The following is a 26,371-nucleotide window of genomic DNA, read 5'->3' as shown; positions in this document are numbered from 1 at the left end:
GCGCCGCGGCGGCTCAGGCATCCAGGGCCTGACGCATCTCGCCGAGCACCTTCTTCAAAACCGGGGCGATGCGCTCCGGGGCCGCGGCCCCTTCGGCGATCCGGCTGACCAGGGCGCTGCCGACGATCACCCCGTCGGAGACCCCGCCCACCGCCGCCGCCGAGGCGCCATCGCGAATCCCGAAGCCGACGCACAGCGGCAGCTCGGTCAGGCCGCGCAGCGGCGCGAGGTGGCTGGCCACGTCGCCGGCATCCACATTGGCCGACCCCGTCACCCCCTTGAGGGAGACATAGTAGAGGTAGCCCTCGCCATGGGCGCATATTGTAGCGGCCCGAGCCTCGGAGGTGGTAGGGGCGACCAGGAAGATCATCGCCAGGCCGCGGGCCTTGAGAATCGGCCCCAGCTCCTCGGCCTCCTCCGGCGGCATGTCGACGATCAGCACGCCATCGACGCCGGCCTCGGCGGCGGCATCGGCGAAGGCCGCATAGCCCAGCCGCTCGATGGGGTTGAGGTACCCCATCAGCACCACCGGGGTGGTGGCGTCCTGGCGACGGAACTCGGCGACCATCTCGAACAGGTGACTCAGCCGCACGCCCTTGGCCAGGGCCCGCTCGCAGGCCTTCTGGATCACCGGGCCGTCGGCCATGGGGTCGGAGAAGGGAACCCCCAGCTCGATCACGTCGGCCCCCGCCTCCACCAGGGCATGCATGAAGCCCACGGTGTGCTCGGGCCCCGGGTCCCCGGCGGTCAGGTAGGGAATCAGGGCCTTGCGGCCCTGTGCCTTGAGATCGGCGAAACGTTGGTCGATACGATTCATCGGGGCGTCCTTAGAGTACGATGCCGTCGAGCTTGGCGACGGTCATGATGTCCTTGTCACCGCGGCCGGAGAGGTTGACCACGATATGCTGGTCGGGGCGCAGGGTCGGCGCCAGCACCTTGGCATGGGCCAGGGCGTGGGCGGACTCCAGCGCCGGCATGATGCCCTCGACCCGGGTCAGCTCGCGGAACGCCTCGAGCACGGCATCGTCGTTGGCGGTCACGTACTCGACCCGGCCCACGTCCTTCCACAGGGCGTGCTCGGGGCCAACGCCCGGATAATCGAGACCCGCGGAGATGGAGTGGGTATCGCTGACCTGCCCCGCCTCGTCGGACATCAGGTAGGTACGGTTGCCATGCAACACGCCCCGGGGCGCGTTGGAGGCGAGCGGCGCGGCGTGGCGCCCGGTCTCGAGGCCATCGCCTCCCGCCTCGACCCCGTACATCTTCACCTCGTCGTCCTCGACGAAGGGGTAGAAGAGGCCCATGGCGTTGGAGCCGCCGCCCACGCAGGCCACCAGGGCATCCGGCAGGCGGCCGATCTGCTCGAGGGACTGGCGGCGCGCCTCGCGGCCCACCACGGCGTTGAAGTCGCGTACCAGCATCGGGTAGGGGTGCGGACCGGCCACGGTGCCGATGATATAGAAGGTGTTGTCGACGTTGGTGACCCAGTCGCGCAGCGCCTCGTTCATGGCGTCCTTGAGGGTGCGGGTGCCGGACTCCACCGGAATCACCTTGGCCCCCAGCAACTGCATGCGGTAGACATTGAGCTTCTGGCGCTCCACGTCCTCGGCGCCCATGTAGACCTCGCACTCGAGGCCCAGGCGCGCCGCCACCGTGGCGGTGGCCACGCCGTGTTGACCGGCGCCGGTCTCGGCGATGACCCGCGGCTTGCCGCTCTTCTTGGCCAGCAGGGCCTGGCCGATGGTGTTGTTCACCTTGTGGGCGCCGGTGTGGTTGAGGTCTTCCCGCTTCAGCCAGATCTGCGCGCCCCCCAGCTCCCGTGACCATCGCTCGGCGTGATAGAGCGGCGAGGGACGACCCACATAGTGGGCCAGGTCACGGTCGAATTCGGCCTGGAAGTCGGGATCGTCGCGAAGGCTCGCGTAGATGCTCTCCAACTCCTCCAGGGCGAAGCTCAACGTTTCCGAGACGAACCGGCCGCCGTAGGGGCCGAAGTGGCCGCGGGCGTCGGGCAGTCGGGTCAGGTCGCTGAACTTGGTCACGAAAGACACCTCACAGGGTCGCTTGGGCTTGGATGGGATGGCTCAGGAATACCTGGCGCAGGAAGGCTGCGATCTTGGCGGGGTCCTTGACCCCGGGGGCACTCTCCACCCCGCCGGAGACATCGACGGCGAAGGGCTGCACCGCGGCGATCGCCTGGCCGACATTGTCGGCGCTCAAGCCTCCCGCGAGAATAACAGGTTTTGCCAGGCTTGCGGGGATCCGCGACCAGTCGAAGGTCTCGCCGGTACCCCCCGGCACGCCGGGCTTGTAGGCGTCCAGCAGCAGGGCCCGGGCACCGGCGTAATCCGCCGCCGCCTGATGCAGGTCGAGCCCCTCGCGCATGCGCAGCGCCTTGATCCAGGGCCGCGGCAGGGCCGCGCAGAAGGCCGGGGTTTCCTTGCCGTGGAGCTGCAGCAGGTCCAGGTGCTCGGCGCAGCGGGCGATCCACTCGGGGTCCTGGTCGACGAAGAGCCCCACCCGGGTGACGAAGGCCGGCACCCGGGCGCTCAGGGCGGCCAGGCGCTCGAGATCGATGCCGCGCTTGCTGCCCGGCCACATCACGAAGCCCAGGGCATCGGCGCCGGCGGCCACGGCGGCGTCCACGTCCGCCTCGCGGGTCAGCCCGCAGATCTTGACCCGGGTACGTTGCCACATGGGCATCACTCCTCGCTGCTCAGGGCCGCGACCGGACGGCCGCGGCGGTACTCGACCATGGGACAGTCGGGCAGGGGACGCTCGCCGGTCCACTCGCCCAGGAAGGCCAGCAGGCTGGGGCCCAGAGGCTCCCGGGGCAGCCCATAGGCCTCGTCATAGAGGGAGTCGACGAAGTGCAGGCCGCAGGCCGGGGCGGTCACGGCGCCCTGGGCGCGATCCTTGAGGGTCAGCAGCTCGGCCAGGTAGCCCTCGCCCTGCTCGCCGCGCCCCACCGCCACCAGGGCACCGGCGATATTGCGAATCATATGGTGCAGGAAGGCGTTGCCCTGGACGTCGATCACCACCAGGGGGCCATGGCGGTGCACCTCGATAAAGTGCAGATGGCGCCAGGGGCTCTTCGACTGGCAGCCGGCGGCGCGAAAGCTGGAGAAATCGTGCTCGCCCACCAGCACCTGGGCGGCGCGGTGCATGGCCTCGGCGTCCAGGGGGTCGCGGCACCAGGTGACGTTGGCACGCTCCAGCACCGGGCGGCTCGGCTGGTTGAGGATCACGTAGCGGTAGCGCCGTGCCAGGGCCTTGAAGCGGGCATGGAAGTCGTCGGGGACCGCATGCACCCAGCGCACGGCGATATCCCGCGGCAGGTTGGCATTGACGCCGAACACCCAGGCCTTCTGGGAGCGGGGTGCCGGCGGGTCGAAGTGCACCACCTGGCGGGTGGCGTGCACGCCGCTGTCGGTGCGGCCGCTGCACAGCACCTTGACCGGGGCCGCGGCGACCCGCGACAGGGCCTCCTCCAGGGAGGCCTGCACCGAGGCGGCATGCTTGAGGCGCTGCCAGCCGCAGTAGGCGCTGCCATCGTATTCCACGCCCAGGGCCAGGCGTCCGGTCAGGGGGCGGGTCTCGTCTAGGGGCTCGAACAGGGGCATCGGCTCATCAGAGGTTGTGCTGGGCGATCAGGGCCCGCGCCTGCTCCCGTCGTTGGTCATCGCCGTCGGCCACGACGCGGGCCAGCAGCTCGGCGGCCCGCTCGCGCTCGCCCGTCTCGAGCAAGGCGTGGGCCTCGGCCAGGAGCCGCTGCGCTGCCGGGGCAGCGGCGGAGTCTCCATTATCCAGATCCGCGGCCGGTAACGCCAGTTCCTCCACCTCCCAGTCATGGGGAATCTCCCCATTGGCCGGCCCCCTCTCCGACGCCTCGGGGGTAAAGGCCACCTCGGGCTGCCGAGGCGTCTCGGGCCGGGGCTCGACCGGCTCGATCTCCGGGGGCCGATAATCGATGACTCGCTCTACCGCCTCGTCCTCCGGGGCAACGGACTCGCTCCCCCCATCCTGGGCGGGAGCCTCATCGACGCTGCGCTCCGACGATTCGGACCGGGGCGCCTCGGCGTCCGGGGCGCCGGGGGCTCGAGATCCCGCCGACGCGGCACCGTCCTCGCCCTCCTCCATGCCGATACGGGCCTGCAGGCGGGCCAGTTCGGGAGCCAGGGCCGGGTCACCATGGGCCTCCAGCCGGTCGCCCTCGCAGCGCGCCGCCACCCAGTCACGCTGCTCCACCAGCACCGTCATCAGCTTCAGGCGCAGGTCATCGCGACCCGGGTCCCTGGCCAGGCTTGCCTCCAGCAGCTCCCGGGCCTGGTCGTAACGACCATAGGCAATAAAGATATCCGCCTCGCTGATCGCCTGTGTCTCCGGCATGGCGTGGCGTCCGGGCTGGGCCTGGCCGGTGACCGCCGGGGCGGGCGAAGGCTGCGGTGCCGGGCTCGCCGCATAGAGTTCGGCGAAGCTTTGCCCCTCATCCTCCTCACGACGCCGGCGCAGCAGCGCCCAGAGCGCCAGCAGCAGCGCCAGGGCGGCACCGCCGAGGGCCAGGGTATGATCCCGGGCCCCGGCCCAGAGCGCCCCCCACCAGGGCTCGTTGCCGGTCGCGACCGCGCCCTCGGTGGGCGTGGCGCTATCGGGAGGCACGACGCCGCCGAGACCGGGCCCATCGGCCCCGCCGCTGCCGGCGGCCAGGGCCGCCAGCTGCTCACGCAGGGCGGCCATCTCGTCGCGCAGGGCACCGATCTCGTCGCGCAGTTCATCGCGCTCGTCGCGCAACTCGGCCAGCGCCCCGGCACTCCCGCCCCCCTCCTCCGCGATCACCTGGGCCAGCAGCGGCTCGTCGACCTGGGCCGGGCCGGGGCTCTCCTCCCCGGCCAGCGGCGCCTCCTCCGACACCTCGGCCAGGGCCGGCTCCTCGACTTCCCCGGCGGCATCGCCGAAGGCCGGCTCGACGGCCTCCGCCTCATCCCCCTGCCGAGCCGCCTGCTCCGCCGCCAGCTCGGCATCACTCAACAGCACCAGGCGCGGCGCCACCACCTCCTCGTCCTCCTGGAAGGCGGGCGGTGTCGGCTCTGCCGCCGGCGACTCCGCTGGCTCCGGTGTCGGCGGCGCCTCCTCTTCCTGACTCACGGAAGGCGCCGGCACGGCGGGGGCTCCGGCCTCCTCAGGCACGCTCGCCTCGCTCTCCACGGCCTCGGTATCCAAGGCATCGTCCCCCGCAGCCGGCGCCACCGCCGCGGCCAGTGCCGGCATGGCCACCGGCGCCGGTACCCCGCCGCTGCGATTGGCCCAGGCCTGGTGATGGGCCTGCACCAGGCGGCTGGCCTCGGCCGGCGAGATCGCCACCAGGGCCTCGCGCTCCGGCACCCTCAGGGTGAAGCCGGCGCGCATCTGATTGATATTGCCGTGGGGAAATACCTCCGGGTTGGCCGCCACCAGGGCCAGCATCATCTGCTGCATATCGATGCCGCTATCCGGGCGCAGTCGGCTGGCCACCGCCCAGAGGGTATCCCCGGAGCGCACGAAGGCAGGATCGCCCTGGGCCTGGGCCGCCGGGGATGGCGTCGTCGGCGAGACTGCCGCCGAGGGCGGTGACGGCGGCACGACGGCGGGAGACGGCGCCGCAGGTACCCGGGGGACGGAAGGCTCCATCAGCGGGCGATAGTCCGGGGGGTCCAGCAGCAGGGTGATCTGGCGCAACTGCTGGCCGCCCGGCCACTCCAGGTCGATCAGCAGGTCCAGGTAGGGCTCGTTGATCGGCTGGCGCGAGTCGAGCACCAGCACCAGGCGGGCGCCGCGACGCTCGACCCGGAAGTCGAGACTGCTGAGCGGCGGGGTCCGGGCCAGGCCGGCCCGGGCATAGGTCTGGGCGTCGGCGAGGCGCGCCTGGAAGGCCGCCGGGTCGAGGCCCTGGGTGTCATAGAGGGGAAGGCTGGCCTCCAGCGGCGCCCCCAGATGGGAGTGCACCTCCAGGGCCCCGACCCCCAGGGCCAGGGCCTGGGGAGTGGCCAGGGAGAGACCGAGCAGCACGGCACCCTTGAGCTTGCGTTTCATGGCGGCCCACCTATGGCTGAAGCGTCACTGTTTGTCAGTGTAACACTTGGGATACATCGCCCCGCTTCGCCCCTGCCGACGCCTTTCAACGGCCGCTGTACAAGAAAGCCATGATGCAAAACGCCTCCCGAAGGAGGCGTTTTGCGATCTTGGTGATCCCCGTGCTTACTGCTGCTCGCGGAGGATCTTGAGCATCCGCTTGAGGGGCTCGGCGGCGCCCCACAGCAGCTGGTCACCGACGCTGAAGGCGGAGAGATAGTCGCCGCCCATGGCCAGCTTGCGCAGGCGCCCCACCGGAATGGTCAGGGTGCCGGTGGCGGCCGCCGGGGTCAGGTCGGCGATGGTCGCCTCCTTGTCATTGGGCACCACCTTGACCCAGTCGTTGTGCTTGGCGATGCGCTCCTCGATCTCGTCCAGGGGCACGTCCTGCTTCAGCTTGATGGTGAAGGCCTGGCTATGGGAGCGCATGGCGCCGATACGCACGCAGAGGCCATCGATGGGGATGGGGTTGTTGTCGAGGCCGAGGATCTTGTTGGTCTCGACGCTGCCCTTCCACTCTTCCTTGCTCTGGCCGTTGTCCCGCTTGACGTCGATCCACGGCAAGAGGCTGCCGGCCAGGGGCGCGGTGAAGTTCTCGGTGGGGAAGTCGCCGCCGCGCATGGCCGCGGTGACCTTGCGGTCGATATCCAGGATGGCGCTGGCCGGATCACTCAGCTCGTCGGCCACGCTGTCGCGCAGGGCGCCCATCTGGTTGAGCAGCTCGCGCATGTGCTTGGCGCCGGAGCCGGAGGCGGCCTGGTAGGTCATGGAGGTCATCCACTCGACCATATTGGCCTCGAAGAGCCCGCCCAGACCCATCAGCATCAGCGATACGGTGCAGTTGCCGCCGACGAAGGTCTTGGCGCCCTTGGCCAGCTGGGCATCGATCACATGGCGATTGACCGGGTCGAGGACGATGGTCGCCTCGTCGGCCATGCGCAGGGTGCTGGCGGCATCGATCCAGTAGCCCTTCCAGCCGGCCTGGCGCAGGTCCTGGTAGACCGCCTGGGTGTAGTCGCCACCCTGGCAGGTGATGACCACATCCAGGGCCTTGAGGGCCGCCTGGTCGAAGGCATCCTTGAGGGGGGGCACTTCCACGCCGACATCCGGCCCCGGCTGGCCGACCTGGGAGGTGGTGAAGAAGATGGGCTCGATGCCCTGGAAGTCTCCGTCTTCCACCATGCGCTGCATCAGCACGGAACCGACCATGCCACGCCAACCGACAAAACCGACTTTCAACATGTGAATGTCCTCCTGAAAATAAGTGTGCCTCCCCGCTCAGGGGGAGGAAGCGCCCGCGGGTGCCACGGGCGCAACGATACCGAGGGCGCGATTAAAGCGCTTCGAAGGCGGCCAGTACGGCGTCGCCCATCTCGGTGGTGGAAACCTGGCGGGTGCCCGGATAGGCGATATCGGCGGTACGCAGGCCCTGGTCGAGCACCTGCCCCACGGCGGTCTCGATCCGCTCGGCCAGGACGGTCTCCCCCAGAGAGTAGCGCAGCATCATGGCCACCGAGAGGATGGTGGCCAGCGGATTGGCGATGTTCTGGCCGGCGATGTCCGGGGCGCTGCCGTGGCAGGGCTCGTACATGCCCTGGCCGCTCTCGTTGAGGGACGCGGACGGCAGCATGCCGATGGAGCCGGTGAGCATGGCGGCGGCATCCGAGAGGATATCGCCGAACATGTTGCCGGTGACGATGACATCGAACTGCTTGGGGGCGCGCACCAGCTGCATGGCGGCGTTATCCACGTACATGTGCGAGAGCTCCACGTCCGGGTACTCCGGCGCCAGGCGCTCCATGATCTCGCGCCACAGGATGGTCACCTCCAGCACGTTGGCCTTGTCGACGCTGCACAGCTTCTTGCCACGCTTCTGGGCCATCTCGAAGGCCAGGCGACCGATGCGCTCGATCTCCGACTCCGAGTAGACATAGGTGTTGAAGCCGACCCGCTCGCCGTCACGCTCCTCGATGCCCCGGGGCTGACCGAAGTAGATGCCGCCGGTGAGCTCGCGGACGATCAGGATATCCAGGCCGGAGACCACCTCGGGCTTGAGGGTCGAGGCCTCGGCCAGCTGCGGATAGAGCAGCGCCGGGCGCAGGTTGCCGAACAGCCCCAGGTTCTTGCGCAGGCCCAGCAGCCCCTTCTCGGGACGCTTGGAGAGGTCCTCCAGGGTGTCCCACTTGGGGCCACCCACGGCCCCCAGCAGGATGGCGTCGGCGGCCCTGGCCTTGTCGAGGGTCACGGCGGGCAGCGGCTCGCCGTGGGCGTCGTAGCCGGCGCCCCCCACCAGGCCCTCTTCCAGGGTCACGTCCAGGCCCTTGGCTTGGCAGGCCTTGAGGACCTTGACCGCCTCGCGGGTGATTTCCGGACCGATACCGTCGCCCGGCAGAACGAGAATCTTGCGGCTCATCAGGTGTCTCTTCCCTTGCATCGATGAATGGGCGGCTCAACCGGCCTGGCGGAACAGCCAGGGGCGGGCGGCGCGGTGTTTCTCTTCGAAGGCGCGGATGGCGTCCTCGTCCTGCAGGGTGATGCCGATATCGTCGAGCCCCTCGAGCAGGCAGTGCTTGCGGAAGGCGTCCACCGCGAACTCGAGAATCTCGCCACCCGGGGTGGTGATGCGCTGCTGCTCCAGGTCCACGTCGAGGCGATAGCCCTCGCTGGCCTCCACCTCCCGGAACAGCCGGCCGACGGCCTCCTCCGGCAGGGTGATCAGCAGGATGCCGTTCTTGAAGGCGTTGTTGTAGAAGATATCGGCGAAGCTCGGCGCGATCACCACCCGGAAGCCGAAGTCGGCCAGGGCCCAGGGGGCGTGCTCCCGGGAGCTGCCGCAACCGAAGTTGCGCCGCGCCAGCAGCACGCTGGCCCCCTGGTAGCGCGCCTGATTCAGCACGAAGTCGGGGTTGAGGGGACGCTGCGAGCAGTCCTGGCCCGGCTGGCCCTCATCCAGGTAGCGCAGCTCGTCGAAGAGGTTGACGCCGAAGCCGCTGCGCTGGATCGACTTGAGGAATTGCTTGGGAATGATCAGGTCGGTGTCCACGTTGGCCCGATCGAGGGGCGCCACCAGCCCCTGCTGACGTTCGAATTTCTGCATGACTCAGGCCTCCTGGGCGGCGCGGTTCGATTCGAGGGTACGCACATCGACGAAGTGACCGGCGATGGCGGCGGCGGCGGCCATGGCCGGGCTCACCAGGTGGGTGCGCCCGCCGTAGCCCTGGCGGCCCTCGAAGTTGCGGTTCGAGGTGGAGGCGCAATGCTCGCCGGCGCCCAGCTTGTCGGCGTTCATGGCCAGGCACATGGAGCAGCCCGGCTCGCGCCATTCGAAGCCCGCCTCGACGAAGATCTTGTCGAGTCCCTCGGCCTCGGCCTGGCGCTTCACCAGGCCGGAACCCGGCACCACCATAGCCAGTTGGACGGAGTCGGCGACCTTCTTGCCCTTGGCCACCTTGGCGGCCTCGCGCAGGTCCTCGATGCGCGAGTTGGTGCAGGAGCCGATAAACACCTTGTCGAGCTTGATGTCGGTGATCTTCTGCCTGGGGGCCAGGCCCATGTACTCGAGGGCGCGCTGGTAGCCGCTCTTCACGGTGGCATCCGCCTCGGCCTCGGGGTCGGGCACCTCGCCGGAGACGCCGGTGACCATCTCCGGGCTGGTGCCCCAGGTCACCTGGGGCTCGATGGCGGCGGCATCCAGCTCCACCACCTTGTCGAAGGCCGCATCCTCGTCGGAGACCAGGCCACGCCAGTCGGCCACGGCGGCCTCCCGCTGGGCAGCGCTGGGGGCATAGGGGCGATCCTTGAGGTAGTCGATGGTGGTGTCATCCACCGCGATCAGCCCGACCCGGGCCCCCGCCTCGATGGCCATGTTGCAGACCGTCATGCGGCCTTCCATGGAGAGGCCGCGGATGGCGCTGCCGGCGAACTCGATAGCATAGCCGGTGCCGCCGGCGGTGCCGATCTCGCCGATCACCGCCAGCACGATGTCCTTGGCGGTGACGCCGAGGCCCAGCTCGCCTTCGACCCGCACCAGCATGTTCTTCATCTTCTGGGCCAGCAGGCACTGGGTGGCCAGCACATGCTCCACCTCGGAGGTGCCGATACCGTGGGCCAGGGCCGCGAAGGCGCCATGGGTGGCGGTGTGGGAGTCGCCGCACACCACGGTCATGCCCGGCAGGGTGGCGCCCTGCTCCGGGCCCACCACATGGACGATGCCCTGGCGGGCGTCGTTGATCTTGAACTCCTCGATGCCGAAGGCTTCGCAGTTGTCGTCCAGGGTCTGCACCTGGATCAGCGACACCGGGTCCTGAATGCCGGCGTTGCCCCGGGCCCGCTCCACCACGGTGGTGGGCACGTTATGGTCCGGGGTGGCCAGGTTGGCGTCCAGGCGCCAGGGCTTGCGGCCCGCCAGGCGCAGGCCTTCGAAGGCCTGGGGCGAGGTCACCTCGTGGAGCAGGTGGCGATCGATATAGATCAGGGCGGTACCGTCGTCACGTTCCTTTACCAGGTGCTGTGACCACAACTTGTCGTAGAGCGTCTGGCCTGCCATGGGGGTCTCCTCCAGGGGCGGGCTCGTTGCCCGCGCTTCTCTGATGCCTCGAGACTAGGGGGCGCCACCCATAAAATCAATTCATGTTCTTTATCCTTTGGATTCCAACATGGAATATAATGAATTGTTGCACAAGGGGCGCTGGGGAAGGCCAAAGCAAAGCGTCTTTTTCAGGGGTGAGGAGCATGCCTCCGAACGGGTAGGCCATGGAGGGCCTACCCCGGCCCTGCAAGCGGAGCAGGATAGCGAAGCGCCGCAGGAAAAAGTCGAGCGCCCAGGGAAGGGTTCACAGCGTCTTTGCGATGGCCTTACCCAGAGTAGCCCCGCCCCTCAAGAAAGCACTTATCCACGCTCTACACCGTTCGGAGCCTTGCAATGGATACCCAGAGCCTTCAGGCCTTTCTCGCCGTGGCCGACCACGGCTCCTTCTCCCTGGCCGGCGAACACCTGCACCTCACCCAGCCGGCGGTAAGCAAGCGCATCGCCGGCCTGGAGGATCAGGTCGGCGCCCGCCTCTTCGACCGCATCGGTCGCCGGGTCAGCCTCACCGAGGCGGGTCGCCTGCTGCTGCCCCGGGCCCGCCAGATCCTGGTGATGGTGGACGACAGCCGCCGCGCCATCGGCAACCTCAGCGGCGACGTGGGCGGCAGCCTGACCATGGCCACCAGCCACCATATCGGCCTGCACCGCCTGCCGCCGATCCTCAAGGCCTATACCCAGGCCCATCCGGAGGTGCGCCTGGACATGCGCTTCCTCGATTCGGAGCAGGCCTACCAGGACGTGCTCGACGGCGAACTGGAACTGGCGGTGGTGACCCTGGCCCCCTCCCCCGCCCCCGACCTCACCGTGGTACCGGTCTGGGTCGACCAGTTGCGCTTCGTCTGCGGCCGCGACCACCCCCTGGCCGGGCGCAAGCAGTTGCCTCTCGCGGCCCTCTCCACCTTCGATGCGGTGCTGCCGGGGCACCTGACCTTTACCCGCGGCATCGTCGTCGACACCTTCGCCCGGGAAGGGCTCAAGGTGCAGGTGGCGCTCTCCACCAACTACCTGGAGACCCTCAAGATGATGGTGGCCATCGGCCTGGGCTGGAGCGTGCTGCCGGAGAGCCTGATCGACGACGAGATCGAGGTGCTGCCCATCGACCACCGGCCCATCCAGCGCCCCCTGGGCTACCTGATGCACAAGAGCCGCACCCTCTCCAATGCCGCCCGCTCCATGCTGGCGATGCTGGAGGACGCCCGCAGCCCCGAGGCCAGGCGCTGGGGCTAGCCCGATGCCTCCGCCGGCTGCGGATGCACCCGCAGCAGCCAGGAGGCGGCGGCCACCCCCGCCAGGCCGAACAGGGCACCGGGCATGGCGCCCAGGGCCAGGCTCAGCAGGAGCCCGCCCAGCAGGGCCGCGCCGCCGGCGAGGATCACCGGCGTGGCGCCGGCCTGGACCAGGCCCCGCTTGCGCCGCACCTCGAAGCTCACCACCGCCACCATCACCGGGGCCACCGTCAGGGCACACAGCAGCAGCCACCAGAGACGCCCCAGCCAGAAACCGGCCTCCCCGGGCACCCCGGCATCGATGGGCAGTCCCAGGCGTTCCCCCACCCAGGCCGCCGGCAACTCGGCGAGCTTGTGCCAGAGATAGAGCGGCATGCCCAGGGCGCCGAGGAGGGTGACCAGGCGGTCGATGGGACGCCGGGCCAGCAAGCGCCGCGCCGGCGACTCGAAGAGCAGCACCGCCCCCACCTGGAGCCACATCACCCCCACCAGGGCCAGGGTCGGCGGCAACAGGTTGCTGGGGTCGCCGACGCGACCGTCGACCATCGCCAGGGGATAGCCACTGGCCACGGCGGCGGCCAGCCACCCCAGGCCGAGCAGCAGCAGGCCGGCCCCCACACCGGCCCCCGCGAAGCGCCCGCGCCGCCAGGCGATGCCCAACTGCTGGGGCAGCAGCCACACCGCCACCACGCTGAGCCAGCCGATACCGCCGGCGCTGGCGGTGACCCGCTCGCCCAGGCTCAGGAGCTGCCCGGGGGCGGTGATCCCGGCACGCAGCAGGTCGATGCTGGCGGCGATCACCACCAGGGCCACCACCGCCTTGAGGCCCCAGCGGTTATCGGCCCAGACGCCCAGGGGCAGCAGCGCCTGCACCCCCAGCAGCATCATCAGAAACCACAGGTGAATGGTCAGGGAGTGGTTGAGCAGGCCCAGGAAGCGCCCGCCGGTCACGAGGGCCACCAGGCTCAACGCCGCCAACACCGCCAGGTAGGTGACGGTGGGCCGCGCCAGCCCCAGGGCGCGCCCCGCCCACCAGTGGAGCTGTCGATCGCCCTGACTCAGCCGCCGCTGGGCCCCCTCGGCGCTGACCGCCGCCGAGACGAAGACGAACAGCGGCACCACCTGCAACACCCAGGTCAGCGCCCCGGCGCCGGCCCAGGCCACCAGCAGGTGGTCGGTGGCCACCATCAGTCCCTCCTCGAGGCGCGGCAGGGTCGCCAGCCAGTGGCCGAAGACCACCACCAGCAGGGCACCGGCACGCAGGGCGTCGGGATAGCGGTCCCGGGAGGTGGCGTCACTGGGGGCTCGTGCTGACGACATGACTCGCTCCTTCGATATCGGGCAGGTGCTTGGCCGGCGAGTGGCGACAGAGAGTAATCGAACAGCGTTTTATAACACTCTCTTCCTTCCGCTGCGGCGAGTCAAGCCGGTACTTGCCGCCTCAGAGGGACTTCCCTAGGATGCTAACCTTTGCATCGACCTTCCCGTTGTCCGATGTTCTTGTACAAGTGAGGCCCCGTGTCACGACCGGCTCCCGCCCCCCAGGCCACCCCACCCCGCCCCACGCCGCGCCGGGTGATCGCCGGCCTGCTGTTGCTGCTGGGCCTGATCACCCAGATCCTCTACTTCACGCCGCTGCCGATGCCGGCCGCCGGGATCAGCTATCTGTTCTGGGCCGCGACCTTGCTGCTGTGGCGGGATATTCCCCGGCGCAACCGACTCCAGGCCGGTGCCCTGGCCCTGCTGGGGGGCGGCTTCCTGCTGTTCAGCCAGCTCCGCCATGGGGCGACCATCGACTGGGCCCGCAGCCTGGAGGGCAATGTCTATGTGGTGGCCATGCTGGTGGGAGTGAGCTTCCTCGGCCTGCTCGGCACCCGGCCACCGGCGGCGCCCCGGCGGCGGGTCACCGGCCGCCGGGGCATCGCCCATACCTGGCTCAGCGTGCATCTGCTCGGCGCCATCCTCAACCTCTCCACGGTCTTTATGGTGGGGGATCGCCTGCGCGCCCGGGGCGAGCTGACCACGCCACAACTCTTGACCCTCAACCGCGGCCTCTCCAGCGCCGCCCTCTGGTCGCCCTTCTTCGCCTCCATGGGGGTGGTGCTCACCGTGGCTCCCGGCATGAGCTACGGCTGGATCCTTGCCTTCGGCCTGCCCCTGGCGCTCTTCTCGGGGCTGCTCACCTGCCTGGAGCTGGGGCGACGCTTCGACCTCACCGAGACCCCGGGCCACGCCCTGACGCCCACCAACCTGCTGATGCCCGGCGCCATGGCGGCCCTGGTGCTGCTCTTCCACTACGGGCTGACCCCGGGGCTCTCCATCGTCAGCCTGATCACCTTCCTGCTGCCGGCGGTGGCCCTGGCCAGCAACCTGCCCCGGGGGCCTCGCTGGACCGCCCGACGCACCCTGGATCATGCCCGCCAGCGACTGCCGGCGATGCGCGGGGAGATCTCGCTGTTCCTGTGTGCCGGCCTCTTCACCCAGGGGCTCTCCACCTGGGTGCGTGCCGCCAGCGGCGGGGACTGGGTGCTCTTCGCCCACTTCGGCGCCAGGGAGGCGGCACTCAGCTACCTGGCGATCATCGCCAGCGCCATCGCCGGGTTGCACCCCATCATCGGGGTCTCGACCCTGGCCTCGCTGCTCGACCTGGAGGGCAGCCGCCTGACCCTGCTGGGCTTCGTGGCCCTGGCGGCCTGGGGGGTGGGTACCGCCGTGGGGCCCCTGTCGGGAATCAACCTCTCCCTGCAGGGGCGCTACGGCACCAGTGGCTACACCATGATGCGCCACAACCTGACCTATGCGGCACTGATGTCGCTACTGGTGGTGGGCATTATCCTGGTCCTGGATCGGCTACTCCCCACATGACCGGGTGCCCCCCCTAGCCGTCCTCCTACGCTTCCGAGGCCCGGGCGAAGTAGCGGTGCCCACATTGATGGCAGGGCTCGATGCGGGTCACGCTCTCCAGCTCCACGGTGGCACCGCAGTGCACGCAGGCCATGCGCCCGGGGGCGGCGATTTCTCCCTCGACATAATCGGCCCGGGCCGCCTCCAGGTCGTCAGTGAGCCGCTCGCGTTCGATCACCGAGCGGTCGGCGATGGAGAAGAGCGCATCGGTGACCTTGCGCGACAGCACCGAGAGGTCGATGCCCAGCCAACTGGCCACCCCCTTGCCGCTCGCCGCCAGGTAGCGGCGCATCTCGCGCAGGTCGCGCTCCACCCAGGCCCGCAGCAGGGAGAGCTCGTCCTTGGTGAACTCCTCGAGCTCCGCCTCGAACTCCACCGCCTCGTCCAGCTCCTGCTGCAGGGCCTCCCAGGAGAGTTCGTCGGCGCCATGCTGAAGGCACGCCAGCATGCGCTCATAACCTTCCCGCAGCCGATGTTCCCGCTCTTTCTGCTCGCTCATGGTGCGCTCCTTGGTTCCACCGGCCTGGCGCCGGGCCAGGCCCTTACCTGACAGGACCTTACTAAGGTATGCTTGTGCCCCATTCGATGGTGCCAAGCCGCCGTTACACCAGTTGTAACACAGTCTACGCACGGCGGCGCCCGGACCGCGCCAACGCTTACGCCATCCCCCTCCACAAGGTGACAGACCGAACCGATGGACGCACAGTACAACCCCCATGAGATCGAACGCGATGCCCAGCAGTTCTGGGTGAAGAACGAGTGCTTCAAGGCCGTCGAGGACGCCAATCGCGAGAAGTTCTACTGCTTGTCGATGTTCCCCTACCCCAGCGGCAAGCTACACATGGGTCACGTGCGCAACTACACCATCGGCGACGTGGTCTCCCGCTACCAGCGCATGCAGGGCAAGAACGTCCTGCAGCCCATGGGCTGGGACGCCTTCGGCATGCCGGCGGAGAACGCCGCCATCAAGAACCAGGTACCGCCGGCCAAGTGGACCTACGAAAACATCGATTACATGCGCAACCAGCTCCAGGCCCTGGGCTTCGCCTACGACTGGAGCCGCGAGTTCGCCACCTGCGACAGCGACTACTACCGCTGGGAGCAGTGGTTCTTCACCAAGCTGGTGGAGAAGGGACTGGTCTACAAGAAGATGTCCACCGTCAACTGGGACCCGGTGGACCAGACCGTGCTGGCCAACGAGCAGGTGATCGAGGGCCGCGGCTGGCGTTCCGGCGCCCTGGTGGAGCGCAAGGAGATCCCGCTGTGGTTCCTCAAGATCACCGACTATGCCGAGGAGCTGCTGGCCGACCTCGATAAGGTCGAGTGGCCCGAGCAGGTCAAGACCATGCAGCGCAACTGGATCGGCAAGTCCCGGGGCGTGGAACTGAGCTTTGCCATCCAGGCCGCCGATGGCTCTCCCGCCGAGCCGCTGTCCGTCTATACCACCCGCCCCGATACCCTGCTGGGGGTCACCTATGTGGCGGTGGCCGCGGGTCATCCGCTGGCCAAGGCCGCCGCCGAGGGCAACCCGGCGCTTGCCGCCTTCTGCGAGGAGTGCGCCCGGGGCGGCACCTCCGAGGCGGAGCTGGCCACCAAGGAGAAGAAGGGCATGGCCACCGGACAGGTGGCGGTGCACCCGCTGACCGGCCGCAAGGTCCCCGTCTATGTGGCCAACTTCGTGCTGATGGAGTTCGGCACCGGCGCGGTGATGGCGGTGCCCGGCCATGACCAGCGCGACTGGGAGTTCGCCACCAAGTACGGCCTGCCCATCGAGGCGGTCATTGCCGACGAGAACGGCCAGGCCCCGGACCTCTCCGAGGGCGCCTACGTGGAGTACGGCCGCCTGATCCACTCCGGCGAGTTCGACGGCCTCGACTTCGAGGCGGCCTTCGATGCCATCGCCGCCAGGCTCGCCGAGAAGGGCGTCGGCGAGGTCAAGACCAATTTCCGCCTGCGCGACTGGGGCGTGGCCCGCCAGCGCTACTGGGGCGCGCCGATTCCGGTCAAGTACGGCCCCGAGGGCCAGACCGTGCCGCTCTCCGACGACGAGCTGCCGGTGGCCCTGCCCCAGGAAGTCACCGTCGACGCCTCCGGCTCGCCGCTGAAGAAGATGCCGGAATTCTCCGACCTGGGCGATGGCTGGGTGCGCGAGACCGACACCTTCGACACCTTCATGGAGTCCTCCTGGTACTACGCGCGCTTCTGCTGCGCCGACAACCCGGACGCCATGCTCGACGAGCGCGCCAACTACTGGCTGCCGGTGGACCTCTATATCGGCGGCATCGAGCACGCCATCCTGCACCTGCTCTATGCGCGCTTCTTCCACAAGCTGATGCGCGACTTCGGCCTGGTCGACTCCGACGAGCCCTTCCAGCGCCTGCTGACCCAGGGCATGGTAATCGCCGAGACCTTCTACCGGGAGGAGGCCAACGGCGCCAAGACCTGGTTCAACCCCGCCGACGTGGAGGTCAAGCGCGACGACAAGGGCCGCCCGGTGAGCGCGGTGCTGATCGCCGATGGCCAGCCGGTGCAGATGGGTGGCATCGAGAAGATGTCCAAGTCGAAGAACAACGGCGTCGACCCCCAGTCGATGATCGAGCGCTTCGGCGCCGATACCGTGCGCCTGTTCATGATGTTCGCCGCCCCGCCCGAGCAGTCCCTCGAGTGGTCCGACTCCGGCGTCGAGGGCGCCAACCGTTTCCTCAAGCGCCTGTGGCGCCTGGCCAGCGAGCACCTGGCCGCCGGCGAGCCGGCGCCCCTGGATACCGCCAACCTCAGCGATGCCCAGCGCGACCTGCGCCGCAAGACCCACGAGACCATCAAGAAGGCCAGCGACGACATCGGTCGCCGCACCACCTTCAATACCGCCATCGCCGCGGTGATGGAGCTGACCAACGCCCTCGGCAAGTTCGATGACTCGTCGCCCCAGGGCCTGGCCGTGGCCCGGGAAGCGGTGGAGGCCTGCGTGCTGCTGCTGGCCCCCATCACCCCGCATATCAGCCACGCCCTCTGGGCCGAGCTGGGCCACGACGGGCCGGCCATCGACGCCGCCTGGCCGCGCCTCGACGAGTCCGCCCTGGCCCGCGACAGCATCGAGCTCGTCGTGCAGGTCAACGGCAAGCTGCGGGCACGCATCGAGGTGGCCCCGGACGCCGACAAGTCGGCGGTGGAGGCCGAGGCCCTGGGCGCCGAAAACGTCCAGCGCCACCTGGAGGGCAAGACGATCCGCAAGGTGATCGTGGTGCCCGGCAAGCTGGTCAATATCGTGGTGGGCTAGGGCCCACCCCTCCCATGGGCCAAGGAGAGCCAAGATGCAACGGCGTCACTTTCTGCGCCTGACCCTGGCCGGCGTCGCCGGCCTCGGCCTGGGTGGCTGCGGCTTCCAACTGCGCGGCCTCGATGCGGCCAGCGGCCCGGAAGCCCTGCACCTGGCCGCCGCCAATGACGACCTGGCCGAGGCGGTGCGTCAGCGCCTCGAGCGCGGCGGCACCCGCCTGGACGACACGGCGCCGCTACGCCTCAACCTGGGAGCCGAGCGCCTGCGCGAACGCGCCCTGGGCCTGGTGGAGAGCGGCAACCGGGAGGTCGAGCTGACCCTCGAGGCGCCCTTCTCGGTGCAGCGGGTCGAGGACGGCGCCTACCTGCTGCCCCAGGAGACCCTCAGCGTCAGCCAGCGCCTGCATATCAACGAGGCCAACCTGCTGGCCGCGGACGACCAGCGTCGCGAGGCCGAGGCCAACCTGCGCCGCGAGGCCGCCTCGCGGCTGCTCGATCGCCTGCGTCCCCTGGCCCAGCGGTGAGGTGAGATGAAGGTCTTTCCCGACAAGCTTCCCGAGGCGCTGGCCAAGCGCCTGCCACCGGTGGTGATCGTCGCCGGCGAGGAGCCCCTGCTGCACCAGGAGGCCTGCGACGCCGTGCGCGGCGCCGCCCGTGCCCGGGGCGTGGAGGAGCGGGAGGTGCTGCATGTGGAGAACGGCTTCCAGTGGAGCCAGCTGCTGGAGGCCAGTGCCAGCCTGTCGCTGTTCGCCTCCTCCAAGCTGATCGAGCTACGCCTGGGCGGCGCCAAGCTGGGCCAGGAGGGCGCCAAGGCCCTCAAGGCCTATGCCGAGGGGCTCGCGGGCAGCGACAATATCCTCCTGCTGAGCATGGGCAAGCTCGACTTCCGCGAGCAGAAGAGCGCCTGGTTCAAGGCCCTCGACAAGCTCGGCCTGTTCGTCCCGGTGTGGCCGGTGGATCATCAGCGCCTGGGCTTCTGGTTGCGCGACCGGGCCGCCCACCATGGCCTGAGCCTGGACATGGAGGCCGCCCGCCTGCTCGGCGAGCGCACCGAGGGCAACCTCCTGGCCGCCGACCAGGAGCTGCAGAAACTGGCCCTGCTGATGCCGCCCGGGGCGCGCCTGGATGCCGCGGCCATCGCCGGCGGCGTCGAGGAGAGCGCCCGCTACGATATCTTCACCCTGAGCGACGCCTGCCTGCGCGGCGAGCGGGAGCGCGCCTCGCGGATCCTCGCCGGGCTGCGCGGCGAAGGGGTGGAGGCGACCCTGGTGCTCTGGGTGCTGACCCGCGAGCTGCGCACCCTGCTCTCCCTCTACCAGCACCTGGACCAGGGGCAGAGTTTCGAGCACGCCTGCAAGGCCCAGAAGCCGCCGATCTTCGACAAGCGCCGCCCCGCCTACCAGCAGGCCTTGAACCGCCTGCCCACCAGGCGGCTGCACAAGCTGCTGCTGTTCGCCCAGCGCCTCGACCTGGCCATCAAGGGCGCAAGCCCGGTGCCGTTATGGGATGGCCTCCACGACCTGGCGCTGACCCTGGCCGGAGGACGCGGCCCGCTGGCCGAGTCCCCCTACGCCTACAAGGTGGGCTGACGTCGAAGATATGACCTCAGGCCCTGGCTTGCCCCAGGCTGTCCTTGTAGATCCGCCCGCCCTTTATGATCAGGCGCAGGTGGGTGTCCGGGTCGGCCAGGAAATCGAGGCCCTGGCTCGGGTCGCCATCCACCACCAGCAAGTCCGCCAGGGCCCCCTCCTCGATCCGTCCCAGGCGCCCCGGGTAGGGGCTACGGGGCCCGGAGAGCCCCAGCAGGTCGCCATTGTTGCCGGTGGCCATGGCCAGCACCGTCAGGGGGTCGTAGAAGCGGGTCAACTTGGCCAGTTGGCGCCCCTGGCTGGGCGTATTCTGGGGGCTGAAGAGGATATCCGTACCCCAGGCGGTCTTGACGCCGAAGCGCTCGGCCAGGGCATAGGCCCTGACGGTACCCTCGGAAACCAGCCGCTGACTCTCCCGGCGCGCCTCGTCCGGATAGACATTGGCGTCCTCGTCCATCAGGAAAGGCTGCAGGCTCCACCAGACCCCCTCCCCCGCCATCATGCGCACGCTCTCCTCGTCGGCGAGCTGGCCATGCTCGATGCAGCGCACCCCGGCGCGGATCGCCCGCTGGATGCCTCGCGGCGTATAGACATGGGTCATCACATAGGTGCCCCAGTCCTCGGCCGCCTCCACCGCCGCCCGCAACTCCTCTTCCCGGTACTGGGTGCTGTCCAGGGGATCATAGGTGGAGGCGACCCCGCCACCGGCCATCAGCTTGATCTGGGAGGCCCCCAGCATCAGTTGCTCCCGGGTCCGGCGCAGCACCTCGGCCGGCCCATCGGCGATGGTCGCCACCCCCTGGCGCTCGATCTCGTTGAGCGGCGTGGTGCTTCCCCGGGGCACCTCGTGGCGCATGCGAAAATCCCCGTGCCCCGAGGTCTGGGAGATCATCGCCCCGGAGGGGAAGATGCGCGGCCCGGCCACCAGTCCCTCGTCGATGGCCCGCTTCAGGGCGAAGGAAGGACCGCCCGCATCGCGCACCGTGGTCACCCCCCGCAACAGGGTGCGTTCCGCCTCCCGGGCCGCGACCAGGTGGATATAGCCCACGTCGGCGGTCATGGCGGCGGCCTGGGTGATCGCCGCCAGGGTGCTGTGCCAATGGGCATCGATCAGCCCCGGCATCACCACCCGGCCGCCGCAATCGATGCGCTCCCCCTCCAGCTCGAGTCGGGCGCCCTCCTCCGCCGAGAGGATCGCCGTGATGCGCCCCTCCTCGATTCGCAACGCCAGGCCGTCGCGCAGCGCCCCGCCACTGCCATCGAAGAGGCGCAACCCGGTCAACAGCAGCGGTCCCCGAGGCTGGCGGTCGGACTCGGCCACCAGTTGGGGCGCCCGCAGGCCGGTGAAGAGTGCCAGCACGGCGGCGCTGCCGCCCAGGAAGTGACGGCGGGAGAGGTCTGCCATGATGCGCTGGTGAAAGCGCTGCAAGAGCGGTGACCCGCAGCAGCAGGGGCCATGCCCACCGGCATGGAGATGATGATGACAAGCGGGAGCGACCATCCATAAGGTCCTTTTATCAGGCATGACTCATCCAGTGTAGGCCAGGCATCCGCACCGGCAACCGGCGGGGATGCCTGGCGAAGACACAGCGGGTAGACTAGCTGTATAGACATTCGCCCGAGGCGCAAGGACACCGACCCCATGGGTAGCTCTCCCCCGCTCTACCTGCAGATCCAGCAACACCTGCTGGAGAAGATCCACGGCGGCGACTGGCCGGCCCACCACCAGATTCCCCCGGAGGAGCAACTGGCCCGGGACTTCGGGGTCAGCCGCATGACCGCCAACAAGGCGATCCGCGACCTGGTGCAGAAGGGCTACCTGACCCGCCAGCCGGGCCTCGGCACCTTCGTCACCGATCGCAAGGCGGAGTCGCCGCTGCTCGACGTGCACAACATTGCCGAGGAGGTACGTGGCCGGGGCCACGCCTACCGCAACGAGGTGCTGACCCGGGAAGCGATCGAGGCGGACGACGAGGTGGCCCTGCGCCTGGGCATGCGCCTGGGCAGCCGGGTCTTCCATACCCTGCTGGTGCACTACGAGGAAGAGGTGCCCATCCAGCTGGAGAACCGCTACGTCAACCCGCGCTGGGTGCCCGATTACCTGGCCAGCGACTTCGACCGCCAGACCCCCAACGAGGTGCTGGTGGCGGCCTGCCCGATCACCGATATCGAGCATATCGTCGAGGCGGTGCTGGTGGATGCCCAGACCGCCGACTGGCTGGCCATCGATACCGCCACCCCCTGTTTGAGCATGGTGCGCCGCACCTGGTCCGGCGAACAGCTGATCAGCTATGCGCGGCTGATTCACCCCGGCGACCGTTACAAGCTGCGCTCCACGGTCAGTAGCCGCCGCGACTAGGCGGGCGCTGGAAACGCAAACGCCTCCCCGGCCAGGCCGGGGAGGCGTTTTTCGTTGTGCCGAAAGCGCGGGCGCTACACGCCAGCCAGCGCCTGCACCAGATAGCCGGTGGGGATCGCCAGGGTCAGGCTCAGCGCCACACGGATAAACCAGATCACCAGCATGCGCCCCACCGAGAGCGGAATAGAGGTGGAGAGGATGCAGGGGATCGAGGCGGAGAAGAACAGCACCGCCGAGACCGAGACCACCCCGGCGGCGAAGCGCGCCACGAACTCCGCCTCCGCCATCAGCAGCGCCGGCAAGAACATCTCGGCGAGCCCCGAGGCGGCCGCCTGGGCCAGGGCCGGCGCATCGGCCAGCCCCCAGACCGCCACGAAGGGATAGAAGAGCCAGCCCAGCCAGGCGAACAGCGGGGTGTACTTGGCCACCAGCAGGCCGGCCAGGCCCACCGACATGATCGACGGCAGGATGCTGATGGCCATTACCAGCCCCTCCTTGAAGTTGAGCGCCACGCTGCGATGCAGGCCCGGGGCCTTCTCGGCGACCGCCAGGCCGGTCCGCCAGGCGGTGGCCAGGCGCTTGCCGGGCACGGACTCCGGCTCGCCATCGCGCTTGTCGTCACTCATGCCGGCGAGGGGCGGCAGGCGCACGGTGATGGCGGTGACGATGAAGGTGATCAGTAGCGTCAGCCAGAAGTAGAAGTTCCACACACCCATCAGATCGAGGGTGCGGGCGACGATGATCATGAAGGTGGCAGAGACGGTGGAGAAGCCGGTGGCGATGATCGCCGCCTCCCGGGCCGAGTACTGCCCCGCCTGATAGACCCGATTGGTGATCAGCAGGCCGATGGAGTAGCTGCCCACGAAGGAGGCCACCGCATCGATGGCGCTACGCCCCGGCGTGCGCCAGATGGGGCGCATCACCGGCTGAACCAGCACGCCGATCAGCTCCAGCAGGCCATAGCTGATCAACAGCGCCAGGAAGATCGCACCAATGGGCACGATCAGGCCTACCGGGATCACCAGCTTGTCGAACAGGAAGGGCAGCATGTCCGGCTCGTGGAGGAAGGCCGGCCCCCAGCCGGTCAGTGCCATCAGCGCCGCGGCCACCCCGGCGATCTTCAGGACGGTAAAGATGCGCTCGGTGAGGTTGCGCCGCCAGTACCCCTTGAGCAGCGGGTAGGCGGCCCCGGCCACGATCAGCGCCAGGGCGTAGAAGCCGCTGAAGTCCCCGAGCAGGCTGCGCGCCCCGCCGACCATATGGTCGAGCAGGATGGTGCTGCGTCCGCCGAGTTCGATGGGCACGAAGAAGATCAGGATACCCAGCAGGCTGGGCACGAAGAGCTTGAGAATGGTGGCGACGGAGCCTCGCCGCGCCGGTGTTGCCTTGGGGGGAGAAGTGTCCACGGGTGAAGCCTCGCTTGTGATTGTTGGCCCGGGTCTCTGGGCAAAGAGCCTCGGGGCAGGGAAAGGCGTCCTTGCCATGTATATACAATACAATAGACAAAACCCCGCCCAACCGCCCACCCCAACCCTTTAGACTTTGGTCTTAACCCCTCCCCTTCCGATGCCTCCACATCGCGCCGATAGAAACATAAGCTATTGTATTTGGTAAAATTAAAGACAGTCTCGCCCAAAGAGACCAGGTCCTGTTTGCTCCGCCGCGACGGGATGACTTGACGGGCTTTTCGGGCTAGGCTAATTGTATATACATAACCCAGCCCAGTGAGGAGGCCGTTATGCCATCCCAAGCCACTCGCCGCCTCTGGCGCGATATCACTCTCTTCGATGGCCTGCAGACCCAGCCCGCCCCCATGGGGGTGATCGTGGCCGGCGAGCGCATCGAGCGGGTCGCGCCGATGAGCGAGCTCGACGCCGAGACCCTCGCCGGCTGCGAGCTGATGGCCAGCGGCGGCGTCATGACCCCCGGCCTGGTGGACTGCCATACCCACCTGGTCTTCGGCGGCTCCCGGGCCGACGAATTCGAGCAGCGCCTGGAAGGCGTCAGCTACGAGGAGATCGCCCGCCGTGGCGGCGGCATCATCAGCACCGTTACCGCCACCCGCGAGGCCAGCGAGGAGGCGCTCTTCGCCGCCGCCCGCCCGCGCCTCGAGGCATTGATGGCCGAGGGCGCCACCACGGTGGAGATCAAGTCCGGCTATGGCCTGACGGTCGCCGACGAACTGAAGATGCTGCGGGTCGCCCGGCGCCTGGGCGAGGCCCTGCCGGTGCGGGTGGTCACCACCCTGCTCGGCGCCCATGCCCTGCCCCCGGAGTTCCAGGGCGACAGCGACGGCTACATCCGACTGGTCTGCGAGGAGATGATCCCGGCCGCCGCCGCCGAGGGCCTGGCGGATGCGGTGGATGTGTTCTGCGAGCGCATCGCCTTCTCGGTGGCCCAGTGCGAGCGGGTCTTCGAGGCCGCCGAGACTCACGGCCTGCCCATCAAGGCCCACGCCGAGCAGCTCTCCAACCTGGGGGGCAGCGCCATGGCGGCCCGTCATGGGGCGCTCTCCGCCGACCATATCGAGTACCTGGACGACGCCGGCGTGGCCGCCCTGAAGCAGGCCGGCAGCGTCGCCGTGCTGCTGCCCGGCGCCTTCCACACCCTGCGCGAGACCAAGCTGCCACCCATCGAGGCGCTGCGTAACGCCGGCGTGCCCATGGCCGTGGCCACCGATGCCAACCCGGGCAGCTCGCCGATCTTCGATCCGACCCTGATGCTCAACTTCGCTTGCACCCTCTTCCGCCTGACGCCCCAGGAGGCCCTGGCCGGCATGACCGCCCATGGCGCCCGAGCCCTGGGACTCGCCCAACGCGGCCTCGGCCGTATCGAGGCCGGCGCCCCGGCGGACCTCTGCCTGTGGAGCGTCGACACCCCGGCGGCCCTGGCCTATGCGGTCCAGCCCGGGCGCCTGCGCCAGCGGGTCGTTAACGGCGAGGTGACCCATGACTAAGCCCATCGATATGTCCCCCTGGGCCGGCCGCGAGGATCCCGAGGCGGATAGCCTGCGCTGGCACCAGGTGATCGAGCCGCTCGAGGCCAGCGCCGCCCCGGGCGTGGCCCTGGTGGGCTTCGCCTGCGATGCCGGCGTAGCCCGCAACCAGGGGCGTATCGGCGCCGCCAAGGGCCCCCGGGCCCTGCGCAAGGCCCTGGCGCCGCTGTCCTGGCACCGTCGCGCTCCGGCCTATGATGCCGGCGATATCGCCTGCCATGGCGACAGCGACATGGAAACCGCCCAGGCGCGGCTGGCCGAGCGAGTCGCCGGGCTAATGGCCCAGGGTCACCTGCCCATCGTGCTGGGCGGCGGCCACGAGGTGGCCTTCGGCAGCTGGTCGGGCCTGGCCCGCCACCTGGAAGCCGGCGATGGCCCGGCACCGACGGTCGGCATCATCAACTTCGATGCCCACTTCGACCTGCGCGACCCGCGTCATGTGCGCTCCTCCGGCACGCCCTTCGCCCAGATCGCCGAGGCCTGCGAGGCCCGCGGCTGGCCCTTCCGCTACGCCTGCCTGGGCGTCAGCCGGGCCGCCAACACCCGGGCGCTGTTCAACCGGGCCGCCGAGCTCGACGTGCTGGTCCGCGAGGACCACGAGATCACCGCGGCCCGCCTGGACAGCCTCGCCGAGGAGCTCACCGCCTTTATCGGCCAGTGCGACCTCCTCTACCTGAGCATCGATATCGACGTGCTGCCGGCCTGCGAGGCCCCCGGCGTCAGCGCCCCCGCCGCCCACGGCGTGCCGCTGGCCCTGATCGAGCCGCTGCTCACCCGGGTGCGCGACAGCGGCAAGCTGGCGCTGATCGACCTGGCCGAGCTCAACCCCGACGTCGATATCGATAACCGCACCGCCCGGGCGGCGGCGCGGCTGATTCATCACCTAACGCTCTGATCGTCACGACACCCCATCACCGAACGACCGAACCACGAGGCAACTCCCATGACTCAACGCGATCCCCGTCACGACCCGTCCCGCCAGATCGGCGCCCCCACCGGCACCGAGCTCAGCTGCAAGAGCTGGCTCACCGAGGCGCCGCTGCGCATGCTGATGAACAACCTTCACCCGGACGTGGCCGAGCGCCCCGAGGACCTGGTGGTCTATGGCGGCATCGGCCGTGCCGCCCGTGACTGGCAGTGCTACGACACCATCGTCGAGACCCTCCGCCGCCTGGAAGACACCCAGACCCTGCTGGTGCAGTCCGGCAAGCCGGTGGGGGTCTTCGAGACCCACAAGGACGCGCCGCGCGTGCTGATCGCCAACTCCAACCTGGTGCCGGCCTGGGCCAACTGGGAGCATTTCAACGAGCTGGATAAGAAAGGCCT

Annotated in this window: 21 protein-coding genes and 1 pseudogene; 9 read left to right on the top strand and 13 right to left on the bottom strand. The window is 69.1% G+C overall.

The window, feature by feature from the left end; genetic code table 11:
- Positions 1–13: 13 nt before the first annotated feature.
- The 9 genes from trpA to leuC form a co-directional block, all read right to left on the bottom strand.
- Positions 14–817 carry a tryptophan synthase subunit alpha gene (gene trpA / locus IHD13_RS03300; RefSeq protein ID WP_195859616.1) on the bottom strand — a complete coding sequence of 268 codons (804 nt, stop codon included), beginning with the start codon at positions 815–817 and terminating at the stop codon, positions 14–16.
- Positions 818–827: 10 nt separating this feature from the next.
- Complete coding sequence (gene trpB, locus IHD13_RS03295) at positions 828–2,042, bottom strand: tryptophan synthase subunit beta (protein ID WP_195859615.1); 1,215 nt, start codon at positions 2,040–2,042, stop codon at positions 828–830.
- Positions 2,043–2,052: 10 nt separating this feature from the next.
- The gene (locus IHD13_RS03290; RefSeq protein ID WP_442786559.1) at positions 2,053–2,697 is read right to left on the bottom strand and encodes a phosphoribosylanthranilate isomerase; all 645 of its coding nucleotides are present in this window, start codon (positions 2,695–2,697) and stop codon (positions 2,053–2,055) included.
- Between the two features lie 5 nt (positions 2,698–2,702).
- Positions 2,703–3,623, bottom strand: a complete 921-nt coding sequence (gene truA, locus IHD13_RS03285) for a tRNA pseudouridine(38-40) synthase TruA (RefSeq protein WP_195859613.1) — start codon at positions 3,621–3,623, stop codon at positions 2,703–2,705.
- A gap of 7 nt (positions 3,624–3,630) precedes the next feature.
- Positions 3,631–6,069 (bottom strand): FimV/HubP family polar landmark protein, encoded by a 2,439-nt coding sequence (locus tag IHD13_RS03280; protein WP_195859612.1) that lies wholly within the window; start codon positions 6,067–6,069, stop codon positions 3,631–3,633.
- Between the two features lie 165 nt (positions 6,070–6,234).
- Positions 6,235–7,350, bottom strand: a complete 1,116-nt coding sequence (gene asd, locus IHD13_RS03275) for an aspartate-semialdehyde dehydrogenase (RefSeq protein ID WP_195859611.1) — start codon at positions 7,348–7,350, stop codon at positions 6,235–6,237.
- 91 nt (positions 7,351–7,441) lie between these two features.
- Positions 7,442–8,521, bottom strand: coding sequence for a 3-isopropylmalate dehydrogenase (gene leuB / locus IHD13_RS03270; RefSeq protein ID WP_195859610.1), 1,080 nt, complete (start codon positions 8,519–8,521; stop codon positions 7,442–7,444).
- A gap of 36 nt (positions 8,522–8,557) precedes the next feature.
- Positions 8,558–9,205 carry a 3-isopropylmalate dehydratase small subunit gene (leuD, locus tag IHD13_RS03265; protein ID WP_195859609.1) on the bottom strand — a complete coding sequence of 216 codons (648 nt, stop codon included), beginning with the start codon at positions 9,203–9,205 and terminating at the stop codon, positions 8,558–8,560.
- 3 nt (positions 9,206–9,208) lie between these two features.
- The gene (gene leuC, locus IHD13_RS03260; RefSeq protein WP_195859608.1) at positions 9,209–10,654 is read right to left on the bottom strand and encodes a 3-isopropylmalate dehydratase large subunit; all 1,446 of its coding nucleotides are present in this window, start codon (positions 10,652–10,654) and stop codon (positions 9,209–9,211) included.
- Positions 10,655–11,029: 375 nt separating this feature from the next.
- Between leuC and IHD13_RS03255 the strand changes: the two genes are divergently transcribed.
- The gene (locus IHD13_RS03255) at positions 11,030–11,923 is read left to right on the top strand and encodes a LysR family transcriptional regulator (RefSeq protein WP_195859607.1); all 894 of its coding nucleotides are present in this window, start codon (positions 11,030–11,032) and stop codon (positions 11,921–11,923) included.
- Here the strand turns inward: IHD13_RS03255 and IHD13_RS03250 are convergent.
- Positions 11,920–13,242 (bottom strand): acyltransferase family protein, encoded by a 1,323-nt coding sequence (locus IHD13_RS03250; RefSeq protein ID WP_195859606.1) that lies wholly within the window; start codon positions 13,240–13,242, stop codon positions 11,920–11,922. The two genes, IHD13_RS03255 and IHD13_RS03250, sit on opposite strands and share 4 nt — an antisense overlap.
- A 198-nt stretch (positions 13,243–13,440) precedes the next feature.
- Here IHD13_RS03250 and IHD13_RS03245 point away from each other — a divergent pair, with 198 nt between their 5' ends.
- Positions 13,441–14,787 carry a hypothetical protein gene (locus IHD13_RS03245; RefSeq protein ID WP_326838304.1) on the top strand — a complete coding sequence of 449 codons (1,347 nt, stop codon included), beginning with the start codon at positions 13,441–13,443 and terminating at the stop codon, positions 14,785–14,787.
- A gap of 25 nt (positions 14,788–14,812) precedes the next feature.
- Here the strand turns inward: IHD13_RS03245 and IHD13_RS03240 are convergent, their stop codons facing one another.
- Positions 14,813–15,325, bottom strand: a complete 513-nt coding sequence (locus IHD13_RS03240; protein WP_195859605.1) for a zinc ribbon-containing protein — start codon at positions 15,323–15,325, stop codon at positions 14,813–14,815.
- A 195-nt stretch (positions 15,326–15,520) separates the two neighbouring features.
- Here IHD13_RS03240 and leuS point away from each other — a divergent pair, with 195 nt between their 5' ends.
- Genes leuS through holA form a run of 3 tightly spaced genes read left to right on the top strand, consistent with a single transcriptional unit; the run spans position 15,521 to position 19,691 of the window.
- Positions 15,521–18,103, top strand: a complete 2,583-nt coding sequence (gene leuS, locus IHD13_RS03235) for a leucine--tRNA ligase (RefSeq protein WP_195859604.1) — start codon at positions 15,521–15,523, stop codon at positions 18,101–18,103.
- A 34-nt stretch (positions 18,104–18,137) separates the two neighbouring features.
- Positions 18,138–18,626, top strand: coding sequence for an LPS-assembly lipoprotein LptE (locus tag IHD13_RS03230; RefSeq protein WP_195859603.1), 489 nt, complete (start codon positions 18,138–18,140; stop codon positions 18,624–18,626).
- A 6-nt stretch (positions 18,627–18,632) separates the two neighbouring features.
- Positions 18,633–19,691: a DNA polymerase III subunit delta gene (gene holA / locus IHD13_RS03225; protein ID WP_195859602.1), complete on the top strand. Its 1,059-nt coding sequence runs from the start codon at positions 18,633–18,635 to the stop codon at positions 19,689–19,691.
- 16 nt (positions 19,692–19,707) lie between these two features.
- Here holA and IHD13_RS03220 read toward each other — a convergent pair whose 3' ends face one another.
- Positions 19,708–21,096 carry a metal-dependent hydrolase family protein gene (locus tag IHD13_RS03220; RefSeq protein ID WP_195859601.1) on the bottom strand — a complete coding sequence of 463 codons (1,389 nt, stop codon included), beginning with the start codon at positions 21,094–21,096 and terminating at the stop codon, positions 19,708–19,710.
- A gap of 237 nt (positions 21,097–21,333) precedes the next feature.
- Between IHD13_RS03220 and hutC the strand changes: the two genes are divergently transcribed.
- A complete protein-coding gene (gene hutC / locus IHD13_RS03215) occupies positions 21,334–22,050 on the top strand; it encodes a histidine utilization repressor (RefSeq protein WP_195859600.1) in 717 nt (238 codons plus the stop codon).
- Positions 22,051–22,124: 74 nt separating this feature from the next.
- On the opposite strand, the gene IHD13_RS03210 is transcribed toward hutC, so the two are convergent.
- Positions 22,125–23,456 (bottom strand): YjiH family protein, encoded by a 1,332-nt coding sequence (locus IHD13_RS03210; protein ID WP_326838303.1) that lies wholly within the window; start codon positions 23,454–23,456, stop codon positions 22,125–22,127.
- A gap of 332 nt (positions 23,457–23,788) precedes the next feature.
- Here IHD13_RS03210 and hutI point away from each other — a divergent pair, with 332 nt between their 5' ends.
- From hutI to IHD13_RS03195, 3 genes and pseudogenes are all read left to right on the top strand, one after another.
- Positions 23,789–25,006, top strand: coding sequence for an imidazolonepropionase (gene hutI / locus IHD13_RS03205; protein ID WP_195859598.1), 1,218 nt, complete (start codon positions 23,789–23,791; stop codon positions 25,004–25,006).
- Positions 24,999–25,940 carry a formimidoylglutamase gene (gene hutG, locus IHD13_RS03200; RefSeq protein ID WP_195859597.1) on the top strand — a complete coding sequence of 314 codons (942 nt, stop codon included), beginning with the start codon at positions 24,999–25,001 and terminating at the stop codon, positions 25,938–25,940. Before hutI ends, hutG begins: the two co-directional genes overlap by 8 nt.
- Before the next feature lie 48 nt (positions 25,941–25,988).
- A pseudogene (locus tag IHD13_RS03195) lies at positions 25,989–26,371 on the top strand (urocanate hydratase); the annotation flags it as partial.

This window comes from Halomonas sp. 328 (genome assembly GCF_015645095.1).
Lineage (GTDB): Bacteria > Pseudomonadota > Gammaproteobacteria > Pseudomonadales > Halomonadaceae > Bisbaumannia.
Note: the sequence above shows the minus strand (reverse complement) of the source record. Positions and strands in the feature narration are given on the sequence as shown.

Coding starts and splice junctions, on each gene's coding strand:
- truA (WP_195859613.1), bottom strand. CDS start 3,623: ATGCCCCTGTTCGAGCCCCTAGACGAGACCCGCCCCCTGACCGGACGC.
- hutC (WP_195859600.1), top strand. CDS start 21,334: ATGGGTAGCTCTCCCCCGCTCTACCTGCAGATCCAGCAACACCTGCTG.
- IHD13_RS03230 (WP_195859603.1), top strand. CDS start 18,138: ATGCAACGGCGTCACTTTCTGCGCCTGACCCTGGCCGGCGTCGCCGGC.
- leuD (WP_195859609.1), bottom strand. CDS start 9,205: ATGCAGAAATTCGAACGTCAGCAGGGGCTGGTGGCGCCCCTCGATCGG.
- hutI (WP_195859598.1), top strand. CDS start 23,789: ATGCCATCCCAAGCCACTCGCCGCCTCTGGCGCGATATCACTCTCTTC.
- leuB (WP_195859610.1), bottom strand. CDS start 8,521: ATGAGCCGCAAGATTCTCGTTCTGCCGGGCGACGGTATCGGTCCGGAA.
- IHD13_RS03280 (WP_195859612.1), bottom strand. CDS start 6,069: ATGAAACGCAAGCTCAAGGGTGCCGTGCTGCTCGGTCTCTCCCTGGCC.
- IHD13_RS03220 (WP_195859601.1), bottom strand. CDS start 21,096: ATGGCAGACCTCTCCCGCCGTCACTTCCTGGGCGGCAGCGCCGCCGTG.
- IHD13_RS03240 (WP_195859605.1), bottom strand. CDS start 15,325: ATGAGCGAGCAGAAAGAGCGGGAACATCGGCTGCGGGAAGGTTATGAG.
- asd (WP_195859611.1), bottom strand. CDS start 7,350: ATGTTGAAAGTCGGTTTTGTCGGTTGGCGTGGCATGGTCGGTTCCGTG.
- holA (WP_195859602.1), top strand. CDS start 18,633: ATGAAGGTCTTTCCCGACAAGCTTCCCGAGGCGCTGGCCAAGCGCCTG.
- trpA (WP_195859616.1), bottom strand. CDS start 817: ATGAATCGTATCGACCAACGTTTCGCCGATCTCAAGGCACAGGGCCGC.
- hutG (WP_195859597.1), top strand. CDS start 24,999: ATGACTAAGCCCATCGATATGTCCCCCTGGGCCGGCCGCGAGGATCCC.
- IHD13_RS03250 (WP_195859606.1), bottom strand. CDS start 13,242: ATGTCGTCAGCACGAGCCCCCAGTGACGCCACCTCCCGGGACCGCTAT.
- IHD13_RS03290 (WP_442786559.1), bottom strand. CDS start 2,697: ATGTGGCAACGTACCCGGGTCAAGATCTGCGGGCTGACCCGCGAGGCG.
- IHD13_RS03255 (WP_195859607.1), top strand. CDS start 11,030: ATGGATACCCAGAGCCTTCAGGCCTTTCTCGCCGTGGCCGACCACGGC.
- leuC (WP_195859608.1), bottom strand. CDS start 10,654: ATGGCAGGCCAGACGCTCTACGACAAGTTGTGGTCACAGCACCTGGTA.
- leuS (WP_195859604.1), top strand. CDS start 15,521: ATGGACGCACAGTACAACCCCCATGAGATCGAACGCGATGCCCAGCAG.